The sequence below is a fragment of the Caldisericia bacterium genome, from assembly GCA_030018355.1.
Lineage (GTDB): Bacteria > Caldisericota > Caldisericia > B22-G15 > B22-G15 > JAAYUH01.
Genome location: JASEFN010000002.1, coordinates 119,875 through 135,956 on the forward strand (window position 1 = coordinate 119,875; position 16,082 = coordinate 135,956).

A 16,082-nucleotide genomic window follows, 5' to 3' on the forward strand; every position below is an offset into this window, starting at 1 on the left:
TATTATAATAAATAATTAAAATTTGTCAAGAGGTATGTATAGAAAAGTATATTAATAGGTTTTTTTAATTATTGAGGGGGATTTATTTTTATATCTTTATTTATATCAGTTAAATTAAAAGTAACTATTGTTTTAACATTTTTTCCTTCTTCATTTACACCAGTGTCTACAAACTCCATTTTAATTACAATATTATCTTTTTTTCTTAAATATATTTTTCCTTCTGATGTCGAAAAAAGATCTTCCCATTTAACATTAAATATTAAGGCATCTTCATTATTAACTTTTTCCTCTTTTAAAAATGAAAAAGAAGATGGAGTTGATTTTATTGAGAAAAGTTCAAAGATATCTTTAAGTGTTAAAATTGGTATATTTTCTTGAAATTTCTCTTTCTCAATTTTTTCAAATTGTTTTGTTGAATTGTCTCTATAATAGATAAAATCTTTTAATATGTAAATTTCTAAATAAGATTCATTTTCTTTTTTTGAAATGAAATGATTTGCATCAATTGTTTGATAAAGTTCCATAGTCATTTTTTCGCTTGTTCCATCGACCTCACTCTGAATTTCATAAGTATAATGATAACTTTTAATTGTATTTAATTTATTTTTAAAATCTGAAAATATTTCGTCAAATGTGTATGGTTTTATTCCAATTTCTATTAATTGAATACCAAATTTTGCAGGAAAAACTTCAGAAAAAGTTTTATATCCACTTTTTTCAACTGTTATCACTTTATTTAAAGGAGGAGAATAAGCCCTAAATCTTCCATCAATATCAGTTTTGAATTTTATTCCATTAATTGTAACTAATGCATCGCTAACTCTTTTATTTGTTTGAGCATCATAAACAATACCCTCTATGTGGGTTCCAGTGAAAAATATAAACCCACCAATTAAAATTAATGCAATAATAATAATTAATATTATTATGCTTTTTTTCATTTTAACTTCCCTCAAGTTTTTTTAAAAAATTATTCATTGTTTCTTTAATTTTATCCCATGTATTTCCAATTTTAATTCTATTTTTATAAATTTCCCAAAGAGATTTATTAAACTCTTTTATCTTTTCTTCACTTTTTTGATAAAGCGCATCAATTTTTATAAGTTCCTTTATTTTCTCAAAATATTTTCTAATTTCTTCTTCTTCTTTTAAAGATGATAAATTTTCTGGAACAGAATCAGTAATTTTAAATATGTGAAATCCATATTGACTTTTAATAACTTCTGAAATCTCATTTACTTTTAATGAAAAAACTGCTTTTGAGATTTCTGGGTCTGAAATTGTTCCTTTTCTAAACCAAAAAAGATCTCCATTTGCCTCTTTTGTTGATAAATCTTCAGAATATTCTTTTACTAAATCTTCAAATTTTTTTCCTTTTAAAAGTTCTTGCCTTATTTTTTTCATCTTTTCATATTTTGAATTTATATCATCTATTGTATCTTTTTGCGTATTTATAGCAATAAATATATGAGATACTCTTCTTGCTCCATTATAAAAACTGACTCTTTTAATAAAATAGTCCCACAATTCTTCATCACTTATATTTAAGTCTTTAATAACTTCATAATAAACTTTATCTGCAAGAAGAGCACTTCTTACCATTTCATTAATATCTGATTCAAGAAGTTGATATTTACTCAATGCTTGTTTATAGATTTCATCTTCTGTAAGACCAGTATATTCTCTCATTCTTTGAATTTCATTTTTTACTTCTTCTTCAGTTACTACTATGTTATGCTCCTTTGCATATGTATCAAGTAGAACATCTTCAATAAGATCATTTAAAATTTGCTTTCTAATTGCATTAATTTCAATTTGTGTAAGATTTATATTATCTTTTTGATACTCTTTTATTTTTCTATTTACTGCTGCTTCAACTTGTGCTTTATAAATTTTTTCTCCACAAACCACAGCAGCCAAATCTCTTTTAGTGTAAATATCAAATAAAAATATTCCTGATATTACAATGATTGCTATTGGTATTAAAAATATTTTAAAACTTCTTTTAAATTTAAATAGTTTTATCTTTTTAATCTTTTTCATATCTATCTTTTATGGCTTATTCTCATTATTATTAGATTCATTTGGAGTTGTAGTTGTTCCACTATTTTGTTGAATTGAACTTCTCAATTTTGATATAACATTTTTGAGAGGATCTAAAAAAGTTTTCTTTAAATAATTTGTTGTTTCTGTCCAAATATTTCCATATTTTACACCAAACTCATTTTTCTTTTCACTAAGCCACTGATTTCTTAATTCATTTCTTTTCTGATTTTCAAGAGTTTTTTTAATATCATCCTTTACATCCTCAAATTTAGCCTTTTTAAATGGAATCTTATCATAAACATATACAATTTCATATCCTTCATCTGTTTCAAATGGTTTTGAAAAACTCCCTTTCTTTAAATTAAAAACTATATTGTCCCAATTATCTCCTTTTGTACCTTTTGCAACCTCTCCTAAATCTCCTCCATTCTCTTTTGTATTTTCATCTTCAGAATACTCTTTTGCAAGACGAGCAAAATCTTCTCCTTTAAGTAATCTACTATAAATTTCGTCTGCCAGTTTTCTCTTTTTCTCAATTTCCTCTTGTGGTGCATTTTTATCAACTTTTATTAAAATATGTTTTGCTTTAACTTTTTCTGGTTGATCATAACTTTCCCCTTTAGTTTTTGTCTCAAGAACTTGGATTATATGAAAACCATATTTTGTTTTTACAACTTCACTAATTTCTCCTGGTTTTAAAGAAAAAGCAGCATCTTCAAATTCTTTTACCATCTGTCCTTTTCCAAAAAAGCCAAGATCTCCTCCTTTGTCTTTAGTTCCTTCATCTTCAGAATACTCTTTTGCAAGACGAGCAAAATCTTCTCCTTTTAAGATTCTTTGTCTAATTGACTCAGCGAGTTGTTTTTTCTCTTCAATAGTTTTTTCATCAGCATTTTCATCAACTTTAATTAAAATGTGCCTTGCTCTCACCTGAGTTATTTCGTTGAAATATTTTAAAGCATCTTCATCAGTAATTTTAATTTGAGAGTATATTTCTTGAAGCGCTTTTGCCTCTAAAATATCAGGTATAACATATTTTTTTAATTCTTCTCTTAGAGCCTCTTCAGTTTTAAATCTTGATTGTTTAAGTGCATTTTGATATTCCTCTTCAGATTTAAAACCACTTTTAATATTTTCAATTTCTTTATCAACTCTTGTCTTTATCTCTTCATCTGTTGGTTTAATATTATTTCTTTTTGCATATTCTTCAAAAATTGCTTGATTAATTAATTCTTCTTTTACACTCTCTATAATTGAATCAAAAATTGACTTGTATTGTGGATCTTCTGGATCTATTCCATAACTTTTATATTGATTTTTTACTGCTTCAATTCTTGAATTTAATTCACTATTTTTTATAACTGTTGAACCAACTTTTGCATAGATATCTCTATCTTTATATGCAATCAAAAATGTTATACCTAAACTTATTATTATTGCTATCAAAAATAAAGCGATTGATTTAATAATTATATTTTTAATTTTATTTTTATCTAAAACTCCTTCCTTCTTAAGTCTTTTTCTCTCATCCTTAATCTTTTTGAGTCTTCCCATAAATAGTTACCTCCTTGTCCATAAAATTATATCACATTATTTTTGTTAAAATATTATTATGATAAAGAAGATAAATATTATTCCTATAATTAATCCACCTTATTTTATTCTTGAAGATATTAAGGTTAATTTAGAAAAAATTTTTAATGTAGAAGTGTCTTTAGGAGATAAAATAACTCCAAAAGAAATACATAAAAACTTTGTAAGAAATCAATATTATGCAAGCAAATTGATTGACTACTTAAAAGAGATGAGGATCAATGATGCAGATAAAATTCTGGGAGTAATAAATGAGGATATTTTTGATGAAGGATATAATTTTTTATTTGGATGTGCAGAACTTAATGGTAAATATTCAATAATTTCTATTTATAGACTTTTTGATAAAAATTTAAATAAATTTAAAGAGAGATGCATAAAAGAAGCAGTTCATGAGATTGGACATACATTTGGATTGAATCATTGTGAAAATAAAAGATGTGTAATGAGTTTCTCCCTTTCCCTTTTAGAGGTAGATAAAAAAGAAAAAAATTTTTGTGAAATATGTGAAATGAAACTTAATGTGTTGAAATAAGAGAATATTTTGATAAAATATATAAGTTGATTTAAACTTGAAAGGAGTAAAAGGAAGATGGCAAAAAGAATTAAATCTGGAATAAAGAATGCTAAAAAGAGTTTGAAAAGACAAGCAAGAAATAAATATTATAAAACAAGAATTAAGAATTTGATAAAAGAGGCAATGAAGGCAACTACAAAAGAGGAATTTTTAGAAAAATCAAGAATTGCAATTTCTTTTATTGATCACGCTGTAAGCAAAGGTGTTCTACATAAAAATACTGCTGCAAGAAAGAAAAGCAAATTAATGAAAGAACTCTCAAGATTTTAAATTATTTTTTAATTAAATCAAGTTCTAATTTTTCTTTAATATAACTTTTGCTTAATTTAATACTTTTTTCAATTTCAAGTAAATCTTTTAAGAAGGAAAAAAGTTCTTCAAAAGAATATTCTTTTGATTCATTTATCAAATTTGAAATTTGAAACGGAGTAAGTTTAAGGCTATCTTTTAAATTTTTTTCACTAATTCCTTTTATAGTTGCAACTTTAACATCAATTAAATTTAAAACTTTATTTAAGATAAGATAAAAAATTTTTTCAATTGGTTCTCCACTTTGAAGAAGATCAGAAAAAAGTGTTAAAAATTTTCTTTTTCTGCCTTTTAAATAGGTGAATATGATTTCATAAATATTAGGAATATTAATTCTATAGCAGTAATTATCAATGTCTTCTTCTATTATTATCTCCTTTTGAAGAAGAGAGAGTTTCTCGATTTCAGTATATAATAAATCCAAATTTGACTGAAGTTCAAAAATTAATTTAAGTGCAATTCTCTCATCAATTCTTTTACCATTTTCTTCAAATTTTTTAATAACCCATTTTTTTAAGATATTCTCATCAATTGGTTCGTCTATAACATATTTAACTTTTTCTTCAAGATAAAGTGGTGGTGGAGGAAGAGTCCCTTCTTTTGATTCAAAAATTATAATTCTATTTTTTCTTGAATTAAAATCCTCCCACCTAAAATCTTGTAATTTATCTGCATCCTTTATATAAAAAAGAAGAGAAGAGAAGAAAAAAGATGGTGATTCAATTAAATCAAGAATCGTTTTTTTATCGGTTTCACCATCAATTATGTTAATTTTATCAACTTTAAGAACTCCTTTTAATTTTTCTATTAATTGATTTTTCAAATAGAAATTATTTCCTAATAAAATATAAAAGGGGAATAACTCCCCTTTTATAATTTCGTTTATTGTTTTAATATAATTATCCCTGAGAGATACTTTCTTTTTCCTCAATCTTTTTAAAAGTTAATGAATCTGAATCTTTATCAATTAGTATTGTATCTCCATCTTCAAATTCACCTTTAAGCAATTTTTCAGAAAGAGGATTTTCAACTTCTCTAAGAATTGTTCTCCATAAATTTCTTGCTCCAAAATTCTTATCAAATCCTTTTTCAATTATAAAATCTTTTGCATCTTCTGTAAGTTGAATTGTTATGCTTCTATCTTTTAATTCATCTTTTATTTTTTTCATCATTATATCGAGTATCTTTTTAACATCCTCTTTTGACAAATAGTTAAATATTACAATTTCATCTATTCTATTTAAAAACTCTGGTCTAAATGTATTTTTTAATTCAGAAAGAACTCTTTGTTTCATCTCTTTATAATCAATTTCATCTTCTTTAATAAATCCAAACTTCTTTGTTGAATCATAAGATGTACCAAGATTTGAAGTAAGAATTATTATTGTGTTTCTAAAATCAACAATATGTCCTTGACTATCAGTAAGTCTTCCAGTATCAAGAATTTGTAAAAGAATGTTAAAAACATCTGGATGTGCTTTTTCAATTTCATCAAAGAGCACTATTGAATATGGTCTTCTTCTAACTGCTTCAGTTAATTGTCCTCCTTCTTCATATCCAACATAACCTGGAGGTGAACCTATGAGTCTCGAAACATTGAATTTTTCCATATATTCAGACATGTCAAGTCTAATTAAAGCATCTTCACTATCAAAAAGAATTTCTGCAAGTGCTTTTGAGAGTTCTGTTTTTCCAACTCCAGTTGGTCCTAAAAATAGAAACGATCCAATAGGCCTATTTGGATCTTTAAGACCTGCTTTTGCTCTTCTTATTGCTTTTGCAACTGCTTCAACAGCTTCATTTTGATCAACAATTCTTTTATGAAGTTCCTCTTCAAGTCTTAAAAGTCTTTCTCTCTCTTCAACCATTAATCTTTTTACCGGAATTCCTGTCCACATTGAAACGACTTCAGCCACATCCTCTGGTTTTACTTCTGGCCATTCTGTTTCTCTTAATTTCTTTATGTTTTCCTTTACTTCCTCTAACTTTAATCTTAATTTAGTCTCTTCATCTCTATATTTTGCTGCAAGTTCAAATTTCTGTTCACTTATTGCTTTCATCTTTTTTTCTCTTGCTTCTTTTATTTTATTTTCTAATTCAATTATTTCTTGAGGTTTTGATGAGAGTCTTAATCTTACCTTTGCACTTGCTTCATCAATTAAATCAATTGCTTTATCAGGTAAAAATCTTGAAGTTATATATCTTGTCGAAAGTTTAACTGCCTCAACTAGAGTTTCATCTAAAATTTTTACTTTATGATGTTCTTCATATTTGCTTCTTAATCCTTTTAGAATTTCAATGGTCTCTTCAGGTGTTGGTTCTTCAACAAAAACAGGTTGAAATCTTCTTTCAAGAGCAGAATCTTTTTCAATATATTTTCTGTAATCCTTTAATGTTGTTGCTCCAATACATTGAATCTCTCCTCTTGCAAGTTCTGGTTTTAAAATATTTGATGCATCAATTGCTCCTTCAGCACTTCCTGCTCCAACAAGAGTATGTATTTCATCTATAAATAAAATTACTTCTCCTTGACTTCTTTTTATCTCTTGTAAAACTCTTTTCATTCTTTCCTCAAATTCGCCTCTATATTTTGTTCCTGCAACAAGAGAAGGCAAATCAAGTGCAATAACTCTTTTATTTTTAAGTGGTTCTGGTACATCTCCCTTAACAATTTTTTGTGCGAGTCCTTCAACAATTGCTGTTTTTCCAACTCCAGGATCTCCAATAAGAACTGGGTTATTTTTTGTTCTTCTGGAAAGAATTTCTATAACCCTATTAATTTCTTTCTCTCTTCCTATTACTGGATCAAGTTTATTTTGTTGAGCAAGAAGTGTAAGATCTCTTGAAAATTGATCAAGTGTTGGAGTTTTAGTTCTCTCTTTTGTTCTATCTCTTCTATCTTCTCCTCTCTTTCCATATTTTCTTTCTTCAATCAATTCATATATCTCTTCTTTTAATCTTTCAGGTTCAACTCCAAGTTCCTCAAGAACTTTTATAGCCATTCCCTCCCCTTCTTCTATCATTCCTAAAAGTATATGTTCTGTATCCACATAATATTCACCAATTTCTTGAGCAATCATTTTCGATAACTCAAGAATTCTTTTCACTCTTGGAGTAAGAATTATTCTTTTTGAAGAGTAATAGTCTTCATCAGTTGAAAGTCCAGAAACCATTTCTCTTATTTTTGATGCTAATATTGAATAATCGATATTAAAACGTGTTAGAGCCTTTGCTGCTGTTGTATTTTCAAGTCTTATAAGTCCAAGCAAAAGGTGTTCAGTTCCAATATAATTATTATTGAGTCTTTGGGCTTCCTCCTGAGCAAGGTAGAAAACCTGTCTTGAGTTATCTGTAAGATAATCCCAAAATTCCATATTCACCTCCAGTTCTCAAGTTAATTATAACACTAATTAAATTTTTTAATCTTATAATTTGATTTTATAAACCTTTTTCGAGAGGATATATTGCTATAATATGATCTTTGTTAATTAAAGAGAAATCTCCTTTTCCAATTAAATTTTGATTTGAATCTAAAATTTCAAGTTCAATAACTGGGATAAATTTTGTTTCTTTTAAAAATTTATTTAAAGCGTCTGAAAATCTCATGTCTTCAGGAACAGATATTTTTCCTTTAATCATAAAATTAGAGGATGTTAAAATCATCACTCCTACTCTTCTTATTCTTGGTCCAATTGGCATACCCATTATTCACCTCATATTAATTTTTTAAATTTATTGTATAATAACATAAAAATGAAAAATTAAAAGGTGATTTAAATATGGAACTAAAAGGAGATATTGGAGTTTTAGGTATTTTAGAGTTAATTCAGACTTTATCAAATATGGGTAAAACTGGAAAACTTGAAATCGTTTTACCCACAAAGGAGAAGGGTGAGCTTTATTTTAAGAATGGAAAACTTATTCATGCTCACTCAATTGATAATATTGGAAAAGAGGCTCTGATTGAGATATTAAATTGGAATAGAGGTTCATTTAGATTTGTTGAAAATATTATTCTTCCTGCTCCAACAATTGATGAAGATACATCGAAAACAGTTATTGAAGCAATCTCTCTTCAGGATGAGTTTAGAACAAAAGAAGATATGCTTAATTTTATTCCAATTTTAAATGATAAAATTGAAATGGAAAATATTTCTATCACTGTTGATGAATGGAGATTCTTAAATTTGATAGATGGCAAGAAAAAATTATGTGATATAATTGAAGAGATAGGAACTGAAAAAATAAAAATGATTAATATTATTGAAGAATTATATAAAAAAGGTATAATTTCACTTAGAAAGGAGAAGGATAATGGCTGAAGGATTAAGTTCTGTTGTAATATCTGATGAAGATTTAAAAAGGGTAGATGATTATCTTGCTCAAACTCTTGCTGATTCGCAAGCAAAACACATTTTGCTATCAGATAGATCAGGTCAAATTATTACAAAACATGGCTCTATTTCAAGAAGAGACGCATCGAATATATGTGCTTTGTCTGCTGGCCTTTTTTCAGCAACAAATGAACTTGCAAAACTCTTAGGAGAAAAAGAGTTTACAGTTACTTTTCACCAAGGGGAAGAAACAAATATACATATTTCACTTCTTGTCCCTCAGGTATTATTAATTATTATTTTCGATAATAATGCTCCTATTGGTGCAATAAGATTCTGGTCAAAGAAAATTCATTCTGAAATTTCTCCATTCTTAAAGAATGTTACTACAGTTAAGGAAAAGAAGTTAGAAGAAAAAGAGGGACTTGAAGAAGAGATAGAAAATAAACTTGAAAATCTCTTCTGATATTTAAAACATATCAATGGCACTAATTAATTATTCCACCAAAGAGATAACTTTTAAAATTGTTTATTATGGTCCTGCAATGAGTGGCAAAACAACAAATTTAAGGTTTATTTATGAAAAATTACCACAGGACCTTAAAGGTAAATTTACATCTATTGCTACACAAGATGAAAGAACTCTTTTTTTCGATTTTTTACCTCTTGATTTAGGAAATGTAAAAGGTTACACTATTAAACTTTCTTTATACACAGTTCCAGGTCAAGCAATTTATTCACTTACAAGAAAAACAATACTTAGAGCAACAGATGGAATTGTTTTTGTTGCTGATTCTCAAAAAGAGATTTTTGAAAAAAATTTAGAATCACTTAAAGATATGATTGAAAACATGAAAGAGTATGGATTATCAATAGAAGATACACCCATCGTTTTTCAATACAATAAAAGAGATCTACCAAATATTGTGACAGTAGAAGATTTAAATAAAGTCCTCAATATAAATTCATTTCCTTATTTTGAAGCAGTTGCTGTTCAAGGAATTGGTGTTATGGAATGTTTGAAATTAATTTCAAAACTTGTTGTTAAAAAGGTTATTTAAATTTATTCAAAACCTTCAAACTCAACTGTTATTTTATCTCCATCTTTTAATTTACCTTTTTCTCTCAATGAAACATCTGAAATAATTTCAACTACATTTTTATGTTTTGATTTTTCAGGAATTACAATATATCCATAAAATTCATTAACTTTACATGGTATTAAATAAATTGTTCCAAAACCATTAAATCCATCAATTTTAATCTTATTTTTAAATTTTACATTTTTAATATCAATTTCTACCTTAAGGTTAAGTGTCCCCTCATAAGGATTTATTCCAATTGCTTTTTTTATTTTATCTTTATATATTTTCACATATTTTGAACCTTCCTTAAATCCTGATATTACAGTTCCAATGAGTTTCATAATGAATCTTTTGTAAAACTTTTTGTTAAATCTGTTCCAAATGGCAGTTTTATTTTTTTACCATTTATAGAAATATTTATCTCTTTTACATTCATTGAATCAAAATATGTTAATAAAATTTGTTTCATCATAAATTCTTCTTTCTCTTTAGAATCAATTTTTGATGGATCAAGAGCAATGTCTAAAGATAAAATTTCATTTTTAATTGAATAAGAATTTAATTTAGCACCATTTGGAATAAATGTTTCAAGTGGTTTAATAGGTGTAAGAAGTTTATCAAAAATAAGTTTTGCTTCATCTTTTTTATTGGTGAAAACAATTTGAGGAGAAATGAAAAATTTGTCATCTATTTTTAAAACGAAATAAATAGGATAACCATACATATTTTCAGGGGGTGGATTTAAATCATAATACCACCTTGTTATAGGTTTAAGGGTTTCAAAATTTCCACCAATTGTTTCTACAATCTTTCCATCAACAAGAAATTGCACTTTTTTAATACCTGGAATTTCTGTCATTGAAAGAGTTATCGAATACATAAATGCTATTTCAGATGAAGATCCAAAACCCTTATAAGATAATATGTCTGGGCTAAAGTTTAAAATTACTTTATCTCCTTCAATTTTTATCTCTTTAAGAGTCGCAATATCTGGGATTGTTTTTGATAAATAATTTTCGTATATTGTTGGTGGTCCACTTTTTAATTTATCAAAAATTAGTTTTGCCCATTCAAGATTATCTTTTGGTTCTTGAATCTCTGATTGGATTAATACTGGATATTCTAAATTTTTGTCATAATAATAAAGAAAAATTTTTTTACCAGAAGGAATTTTTGATGAGAGAAATCCTAAAGGAGATGAAATTGATATTGATTCCCAATAAAAATTTTCTCTTTTATTCTCAATTAAAATATCAACACTTCTCAATGATGTATTTCCTATTATTGTATTTACAATTGAGTAAAGGGATGCAGCCTCACCTGAAACTCCTTCTAAAACTCTATTTTTTATATCTTTTGAGAAAGATATTATCACTCTATCTTTATCAATATCAATTGATAAAATTTTTGTATTTGGGTCAACAACTTTTTCTAAAGTTTCAGATTTTGGTCCTTTTATAACCTCTTCAACAAGCCTCTTTATTTTTTCAGTTAAATTTCTGTATTTTGGAATTACTCTTTTTTCAAAAACAAGTTCATTTGATTTCTTTTCGTAAAAATATATTTTTACATTTTCATTTTGAGGATTAAAGGAAAAGAATCTTAACGAAAAAAGGAAGATTACAATAAATATTAGAATGAAAATTAAAGCAAACCTTCTTTCTTTATACACTCTTTTTTTAATTACTTTTTTTCTCATCTAATTAATTATAAAACTTTAGAATATAATTCCAAAAGATTTTAAGACAAGATAAATTAAATACCCACCTAAAATGAAGAAAATTATTGAAGTTATTAATTTTATTTTTCCAACATTCTCTCTCATAAGTTTTCCAAGCGCTCTTTGAGATAGACCAAAATAGACTCCTAAGAATATTAAAATAAGTGGAAGAACAAACATAAAATTATAAATTATTAAATAAAGTAGACCTCTTGCTTTAAGTTCTGGAACTCCTATAATATAAACAATTGTAGGAAGATATGTTTGTCCTGTGCACAAAAATTCAATAATTGAAATTGGAAAAGCAACAAGAAATGCTGAAAGAGCAATAATAGATGTGTTTAAATTTCTTTTTATCATATCTTTTGCAGTTTTTTTAAAAAAACCAGGAAGTTGGAGCACAATATCTTCGCCTCTTCCACTTTTTATCTTTAAATAATCTATATATGAAAGAACAGCAAATATTAAAACAAGGAGTGCTGTTAGAAGATACAATATTTTAGAAAATATTCCAACTATTGAATATTTTTGTATAACTCTAAATATTCCAACTCCTGAAAGAAGATATGCAATAAAAACTCCAAGAGTAAAAAAGAAGCCAACCTTTAAAATATCATCTCTTTTTCTTCCAGTTGCTAAAAGAAATGTAATAAAGAATATTAAAACAGCAAATGCACATGGATTTACACCATCAATTAATCCTGCAAATAAAATTACAAACACTCCAAACTTTTCAAAATACTCTTTAATCTTTTCCTTACCAGAAATATCCTTTGATAATGCTTGAAGTAAGAAATTATTCTCTATATAATCAAAATTTTCTATTTTATCTCTTAAATTTTCAAAAATATCTTTTTCTCTAATAAAAAAACTTTTTCCAATAAAAATTGCAGGAACAACACCTCTTTTTTCATTTGGAACACCAAAGGCCTCATCAAGTTTTGCTCTTAACTCCTGATTATCAACTTCAGCAATATTTAATTTTGTTATTTTTAAATTGTTATACCTTGCTTCAAGTGTTTCAAGAAAAGGTTTTACACGAGCACATTCAGGACAACCTTCAATATAAAAATAGTAAATTAAAATTTCTTCGCTTTTAGAGAAGAGTACTTTTTTTGTTATAAAAGATAAAATAAAAAACAAAATTAAAAATAAAAAAATTATTTTTTTTATCTTCATTTTACTTTAAAAATTCAGTTAATCTTTGTTCTATATCTTGTGAAGACGGAAAGTTATGGTAAACAATTGTTCCATCTATATCAACAAAAAGAAGATCTGGTGTAAATTCAATCGTTAATTTTTCAAGAAGTTCTCTTGATGTATCTATAACTATTTTCATATTTTTATTTTGAGTTTTATTTAAATATTCATTAACTGTTTTCTCTTTTCCAGTTTCAGAAATAAGTATATAATTAAATTTTTTATTTTTCCCTATTTTGTAAAGTAATTCATCAAAAGTATGTGTCTTTTCAATACATGACCCGCATGTTGCATTTGTTGAAATAATTATTGTTTTTTTACCTTTAATTGATTCACTTGAAATAATTTCGCCATTTATATCAGTTGTTTCAAAGAAAGGAATTTTATCACCAATTTTGAGTCTTTTTGTCTCTGTTTCAGTTTGGGGAGGTTTTAAAGATGTATACGCCTCAACACCATATTCACTTATGTATGAAATTGCAGCACTTTTTATTAATTTGTCCTTAAAAAGTGTTGCTAGTTCTCCATTTTCTGCAGGAAGAGGTATTACTATAGAAAGAAGATCTTTATAGTCCTTTCCTATAAATTTTGAGAAAAAGTCATCCCAATTAGTTGTCTTGTCTGTTTTTATATTGCTTAAACTTTTAATTTTAGATATTTTTGCTTTATCATCAAACACAACCACAATTTTTACACTGTTATCTTTATTTTTAAGGGAGAGATCTTTTATTGAAAGAAGTGCATATTTACCTATAATTGTTCCTTTTGAATTTACAACTGTATCAATAGATAAGGCAAAATTTGGATCATCTGGGAGTACATAACTTTTTGAGTCTAATACTTTATAATCTTTCCCAAAAATCTCTTTAAGAGCATTATCAAGAGAAATTTCTTTATTAGAAAGGCTTAAAATCGCAATAATTAAAAACAGTCCAACTATAATTAACCCTGCAATTAGAAAATAATTTCTTAAACCATTTTCTCTCTTTTTAAACTCTTTTTTCTTATCCATTTTCATCCTCCTCTATCTATCTAAAAGGGTTTTAATTTTTACAACCTCTCCATTTTTAATGTATACTCTTGGTACTCTTTTTCCTATTCTTGTAACTATTTCATAGTTAATTGTATTACATTTTTTTGCAATATCATCTGCACTTATTTCCTCTTTGCCATCTTTACCCATTATTATAACATCATCGCCAACCTTAACATCTTTAAAGCGTGAGAGATCAATCATAACTTGATCCATTGTAACTCTTCCAACAACTTTTACTCTTTTCCCTTTATATAAAACAACTCCTTTATTTGACAAAATTCTTGGATATCCATCTGCATAACCAAAAGGAAGAGTTCCAATTATACTTTCTTTCTTTGTTATAAATGTTCTTCCATAACTTATTGGAGTATTAGGTGGAACTTTTTTTAAAAATATAATTTTAGAATGCAAACTCATAACAGGATAAAGTTTTACATTTTTGACTTCCTGAGAAGGTTTTAATCCATAAAGAGAAATTCCACATCTTACTCCATCTAAAATATATTCTGGAAGGTCAATAACTGTTGCTGAGTTTCCATGATGTTTTAAAGGAATTTTAATCTTCTCTTTTTCAAGTTCATCAACAACCTTCATAAATCTTTCAAATTGGATTCTTGAGAATGTTTTATCCTTTTCATCTGCAGAAGAAAAATGTGCGTATAGGCCTTCAACATTTATATTTTTATATTTAAAAACTTCTTTTATAAAATCTACTGCTTCATTCCAAAGAATACCAACTCTTCCCATTCCAGTGTCTATTTTTATATGAATATTCACCTTTTCTCTTGTTATTTCACAAATTTTATCTAACTCTTTTACAAAATCAATTGAATAAACCGTTGGAGTCAATGAGAAATTTATAATATAATCAACTTGTTTTGGAAAAATATATCCAAATATAAGAATTGGTTTTGATATACCTTTTATTCTTAATTCAATACCTTCTTCAAGGGTAGCGACTGCAAAATAGTCGCTACCCAAACTTTCAAGTTCACTCGCTATTTCTGGGGCACCATGACCATATGCATCTGCTTTAACAACAGAAATTAATTTTTTATCTTTAACTACACTTCTTAAAAAAAGGTAATTTTTCTTTAAAGCATCAAGATTAATTTCGGCCCAAAAAGGCCTTAATAAGATATTTTCTTCACTCATGGCGTAACAACATAAGTATATTCATCAAAATATAACTCTCTTCCTAAATTTACACTTTCAACATATTTTGGTTTTTTTACACCAACTACTTCAACTCTAAATAGGTGAGAGTTATACCAATGGAATGTAGGATTTTGAATATTAAATGGATTCTCTTTTACAATTAAAAGATCGCTATTTAAAATGTCATCACCAAGTTCATAAAAAGAGAAATTTCTAACAATGTCTGTTATAACAAGATTCATCTCATTCAGACTCTTTTGAATCTTAAGCCACTTTTCTCCATTAGATTCAATTGATGTTAATCCAAAATAACCTGCATTCCCCTTCCCTTTTAGTGAGGCTAAAGTTCTAGAGACAAAAATAAGTAAACCTTCAACTGTTTCAACTGGATCTGTAAAGAATGTGTCAAATTTGTCAACAAATTTTTCTGGAAGTTTCTCTCTTGCATCATACTCATATGCAGTTAAATTATTCAATTTATACTCTTTTTTTATTTCATTTATAAAATCAACGATCCTCTTATCAATTTCAAGAACAACTATTTCATCTGTTATATTTGATAAAGAGAATAAAATTCCCATTAAATCATCGTCACCTAAAATTAGAATTTTCTTTTTATAAACATCCCCCCTAGTTAACATATATAAAAACCTTCCTATTGCAGTATCAGAATCAATGACACCCTGATCATATACTTGAACAGGGCGTGGCCTTAATTTAGCAATTTCCTCATATTTTTTCTTTAAATTACTCCATAATCCATTTCTATCGTAAACCCTTCGCCCCCTGCATTTATCACATATAAAATCAGTAGATATCTTTACCTCTATTTTTTCTTTTAATTTAAAAACCCCATTCTTTTCTTCTATTAATCCCTCCGCTTTCATTTTCTTTAATTCATCTAAAACTTCTTTTGCAGTGAAATTGCTTTTAGATATGATTTCAAAAAAATCTGTATCTTTTCGAGAAAGAATAAAAAGAATCTCTTCTCTTAATCTTTCCATCTCTCACCTCCTTTTTG

General features: G+C 26.8%; 17 protein-coding genes. 5 read left to right on the forward strand and 12 right to left on the reverse strand.

All coding sequences use genetic code 11. From position 1 onward, the window contains the following. Positions 1 to 68: 68 nt before the first annotated feature. Genes QMD25_02095 through QMD25_02105 form a run of 3 tightly spaced genes read right to left on the reverse strand, consistent with a single transcriptional unit; the run spans position 69 to position 3,603 of the window. Positions 69 to 944 (reverse strand): hypothetical protein, encoded by an 876-nt coding sequence (locus tag QMD25_02095; GenBank protein ID MDI6860792.1) that lies wholly within the window; start codon positions 942 to 944, stop codon positions 69 to 71. A 1-nt stretch (position 945) separates the two neighbouring features. Continuing rightward, positions 946 to 2,046: a peptidylprolyl isomerase gene (locus tag QMD25_02100; protein MDI6860793.1), complete on the reverse strand. Its 1,101-nt coding sequence runs from the start codon at positions 2,044 to 2,046 to the stop codon at positions 946 to 948. 9 nt (positions 2,047 to 2,055) lie between these two features. Beyond that, positions 2,056 to 3,603 carry a peptidylprolyl isomerase gene (locus QMD25_02105; protein MDI6860794.1) on the reverse strand — a complete coding sequence of 516 codons (1,548 nt, stop codon included), beginning with the start codon at positions 3,601 to 3,603 and terminating at the stop codon, positions 2,056 to 2,058. 58 nt (positions 3,604 to 3,661) lie between these two features. Here QMD25_02105 and QMD25_02110 point away from each other — a divergent pair, with 58 nt between their 5' ends. Next, positions 3,662 to 4,177 carry an archaemetzincin family Zn-dependent metalloprotease gene (locus tag QMD25_02110; protein ID MDI6860795.1) on the forward strand — a complete coding sequence of 172 codons (516 nt, stop codon included), beginning with the start codon at positions 3,662 to 3,664 and terminating at the stop codon, positions 4,175 to 4,177. Between the two features lie 57 nt (positions 4,178 to 4,234). Next, complete coding sequence (gene rpsT / locus QMD25_02115) at positions 4,235 to 4,489, forward strand: 30S ribosomal protein S20 (protein MDI6860796.1); 255 nt, start codon at positions 4,235 to 4,237, stop codon at positions 4,487 to 4,489. Between the two features lies 1 nt (position 4,490). Here the strand turns inward: rpsT and QMD25_02120 are convergent, their stop codons facing one another. The 3 genes from QMD25_02120 to QMD25_02130 form a co-directional block, all read right to left on the reverse strand. Then, positions 4,491 to 5,351 carry a hypothetical protein gene (locus QMD25_02120; protein MDI6860797.1) on the reverse strand — a complete coding sequence of 287 codons (861 nt, stop codon included), beginning with the start codon at positions 5,349 to 5,351 and terminating at the stop codon, positions 4,491 to 4,493. Between the two features lie 76 nt (positions 5,352 to 5,427). Continuing rightward, entirely contained in the window at positions 5,428 to 7,902 is a 2,475-nt protein-coding gene (locus tag QMD25_02125) for an ATP-dependent Clp protease ATP-binding subunit (GenBank protein ID MDI6860798.1), read from the reverse strand. Positions 7,903 to 7,966: 64 nt separating this feature from the next. Further along, complete coding sequence (locus tag QMD25_02130) at positions 7,967 to 8,233, reverse strand: hypothetical protein (GenBank protein MDI6860799.1); 267 nt, start codon at positions 8,231 to 8,233, stop codon at positions 7,967 to 7,969. Between the two features lie 74 nt (positions 8,234 to 8,307). Here QMD25_02130 and QMD25_02135 point away from each other — a divergent pair, with 74 nt between their 5' ends. Genes QMD25_02135 through QMD25_02145 form a run of 3 tightly spaced genes read left to right on the forward strand, consistent with a single transcriptional unit; the run spans position 8,308 to position 9,923 of the window. After that, the gene (locus QMD25_02135) at positions 8,308 to 8,850 is read left to right on the forward strand and encodes a DUF4388 domain-containing protein (GenBank protein ID MDI6860800.1); all 543 of its coding nucleotides are present in this window, start codon (positions 8,308 to 8,310) and stop codon (positions 8,848 to 8,850) included. Beyond that, positions 8,843 to 9,328, forward strand: a complete 486-nt coding sequence (locus QMD25_02140; protein MDI6860801.1) for a roadblock/LC7 domain-containing protein — start codon at positions 8,843 to 8,845, stop codon at positions 9,326 to 9,328. Before QMD25_02135 ends, QMD25_02140 begins: the two co-directional genes overlap by 8 nt. A gap of 16 nt (positions 9,329 to 9,344) precedes the next feature. Then, positions 9,345 to 9,923: an ADP-ribosylation factor-like protein gene (locus tag QMD25_02145; protein ID MDI6860802.1), complete on the forward strand. Its 579-nt coding sequence runs from the start codon at positions 9,345 to 9,347 to the stop codon at positions 9,921 to 9,923. Positions 9,924 to 9,925: 2 nt separating this feature from the next. Here the strand turns inward: QMD25_02145 and QMD25_02150 are convergent, their stop codons facing one another. The 6 genes from QMD25_02150 to QMD25_02175 are packed head-to-tail and all read right to left on the reverse strand — an operon-like array spanning position 9,926 to position 16,065. Beyond that, on the reverse strand, positions 9,926 to 10,288 hold the full coding sequence (locus QMD25_02150; GenBank protein MDI6860803.1) for a CTP-dependent riboflavin kinase: 363 nt from the start codon (positions 10,286 to 10,288) through the stop codon (positions 9,926 to 9,928). Further along, positions 10,285 to 11,646, reverse strand: a complete 1,362-nt coding sequence (locus tag QMD25_02155; GenBank protein MDI6860804.1) for a GerMN domain-containing protein — start codon at positions 11,644 to 11,646, stop codon at positions 10,285 to 10,287. The genes QMD25_02150 and QMD25_02155 overlap by 4 nt, the downstream gene beginning before the upstream one ends. Before the next feature lie 18 nt (positions 11,647 to 11,664). Continuing rightward, positions 11,665 to 12,846 carry a glutaredoxin domain-containing protein gene (locus QMD25_02160; protein MDI6860805.1) on the reverse strand — a complete coding sequence of 394 codons (1,182 nt, stop codon included), beginning with the start codon at positions 12,844 to 12,846 and terminating at the stop codon, positions 11,665 to 11,667. A 1-nt stretch (position 12,847) separates the two neighbouring features. Beyond that, positions 12,848 to 13,879 carry a redoxin domain-containing protein gene (locus QMD25_02165; GenBank protein MDI6860806.1) on the reverse strand — a complete coding sequence of 344 codons (1,032 nt, stop codon included), beginning with the start codon at positions 13,877 to 13,879 and terminating at the stop codon, positions 12,848 to 12,850. 12 nt (positions 13,880 to 13,891) lie between these two features. Further along, a complete protein-coding gene (gene alr, locus QMD25_02170) occupies positions 13,892 to 15,058 on the reverse strand; it encodes an alanine racemase (GenBank protein ID MDI6860807.1) in 1,167 nt (388 codons plus the stop codon). Continuing rightward, a complete protein-coding gene (locus QMD25_02175) occupies positions 15,055 to 16,065 on the reverse strand; it encodes a bis-aminopropyl spermidine synthase family protein (GenBank protein ID MDI6860808.1) in 1,011 nt (336 codons plus the stop codon). Before QMD25_02175 ends, alr begins: the two co-directional genes overlap by 4 nt. Between the last annotated feature and the right edge of the window lie 17 nt (positions 16,066 to 16,082).

Bases quoted from the DNA above. Each gene is read 5' to 3' on its own strand.
- QMD25_02095 (MDI6860792.1), bottom strand. From the start codon at position 944: ATGAAAAAAAGCATAATAATATTAATTATTATTATTGCATTAATTTTA.
- QMD25_02100 (MDI6860793.1), bottom strand. From the start codon at position 2,046: ATGAAAAAGATTAAAAAGATAAAACTATTTAAATTTAAAAGAAGTTTT.
- QMD25_02105 (MDI6860794.1), bottom strand. From the start codon at position 3,603: ATGGGAAGACTCAAAAAGATTAAGGATGAGAGAAAAAGACTTAAGAAG.
- QMD25_02110 (MDI6860795.1), top strand. From the start codon at position 3,662: ATGATAAAGAAGATAAATATTATTCCTATAATTAATCCACCTTATTTT.
- rpsT (MDI6860796.1), top strand. From the start codon at position 4,235: ATGGCAAAAAGAATTAAATCTGGAATAAAGAATGCTAAAAAGAGTTTG.
- QMD25_02125 (MDI6860798.1), bottom strand. From the start codon at position 7,902: ATGGAATTTTGGGATTATCTTACAGATAACTCAAGACAGGTTTTCTAC.
- QMD25_02130 (MDI6860799.1), bottom strand. From the start codon at position 8,233: ATGGGTATGCCAATTGGACCAAGAATAAGAAGAGTAGGAGTGATGATT.
- QMD25_02135 (MDI6860800.1), top strand. From the start codon at position 8,308: ATGGAACTAAAAGGAGATATTGGAGTTTTAGGTATTTTAGAGTTAATT.
- QMD25_02140 (MDI6860801.1), top strand. From the start codon at position 8,843: ATGGCTGAAGGATTAAGTTCTGTTGTAATATCTGATGAAGATTTAAAA.
- QMD25_02145 (MDI6860802.1), top strand. From the start codon at position 9,345: ATGGCACTAATTAATTATTCCACCAAAGAGATAACTTTTAAAATTGTT.
- QMD25_02150 (MDI6860803.1), bottom strand. From the start codon at position 10,288: ATGAAACTCATTGGAACTGTAATATCAGGATTTAAGGAAGGTTCAAAA.
- QMD25_02155 (MDI6860804.1), bottom strand. From the start codon at position 11,646: ATGAGAAAAAAAGTAATTAAAAAAAGAGTGTATAAAGAAAGAAGGTTT.
- QMD25_02160 (MDI6860805.1), bottom strand. From the start codon at position 12,846: ATGAAGATAAAAAAAATAATTTTTTTATTTTTAATTTTGTTTTTTATT.
- QMD25_02165 (MDI6860806.1), bottom strand. From the start codon at position 13,879: ATGGATAAGAAAAAAGAGTTTAAAAAGAGAGAAAATGGTTTAAGAAAT.
- alr (MDI6860807.1), bottom strand. From the start codon at position 15,058: ATGAGTGAAGAAAATATCTTATTAAGGCCTTTTTGGGCCGAAATTAAT.
- QMD25_02175 (MDI6860808.1), bottom strand. From the start codon at position 16,065: ATGGAAAGATTAAGAGAAGAGATTCTTTTTATTCTTTCTCGAAAAGAT.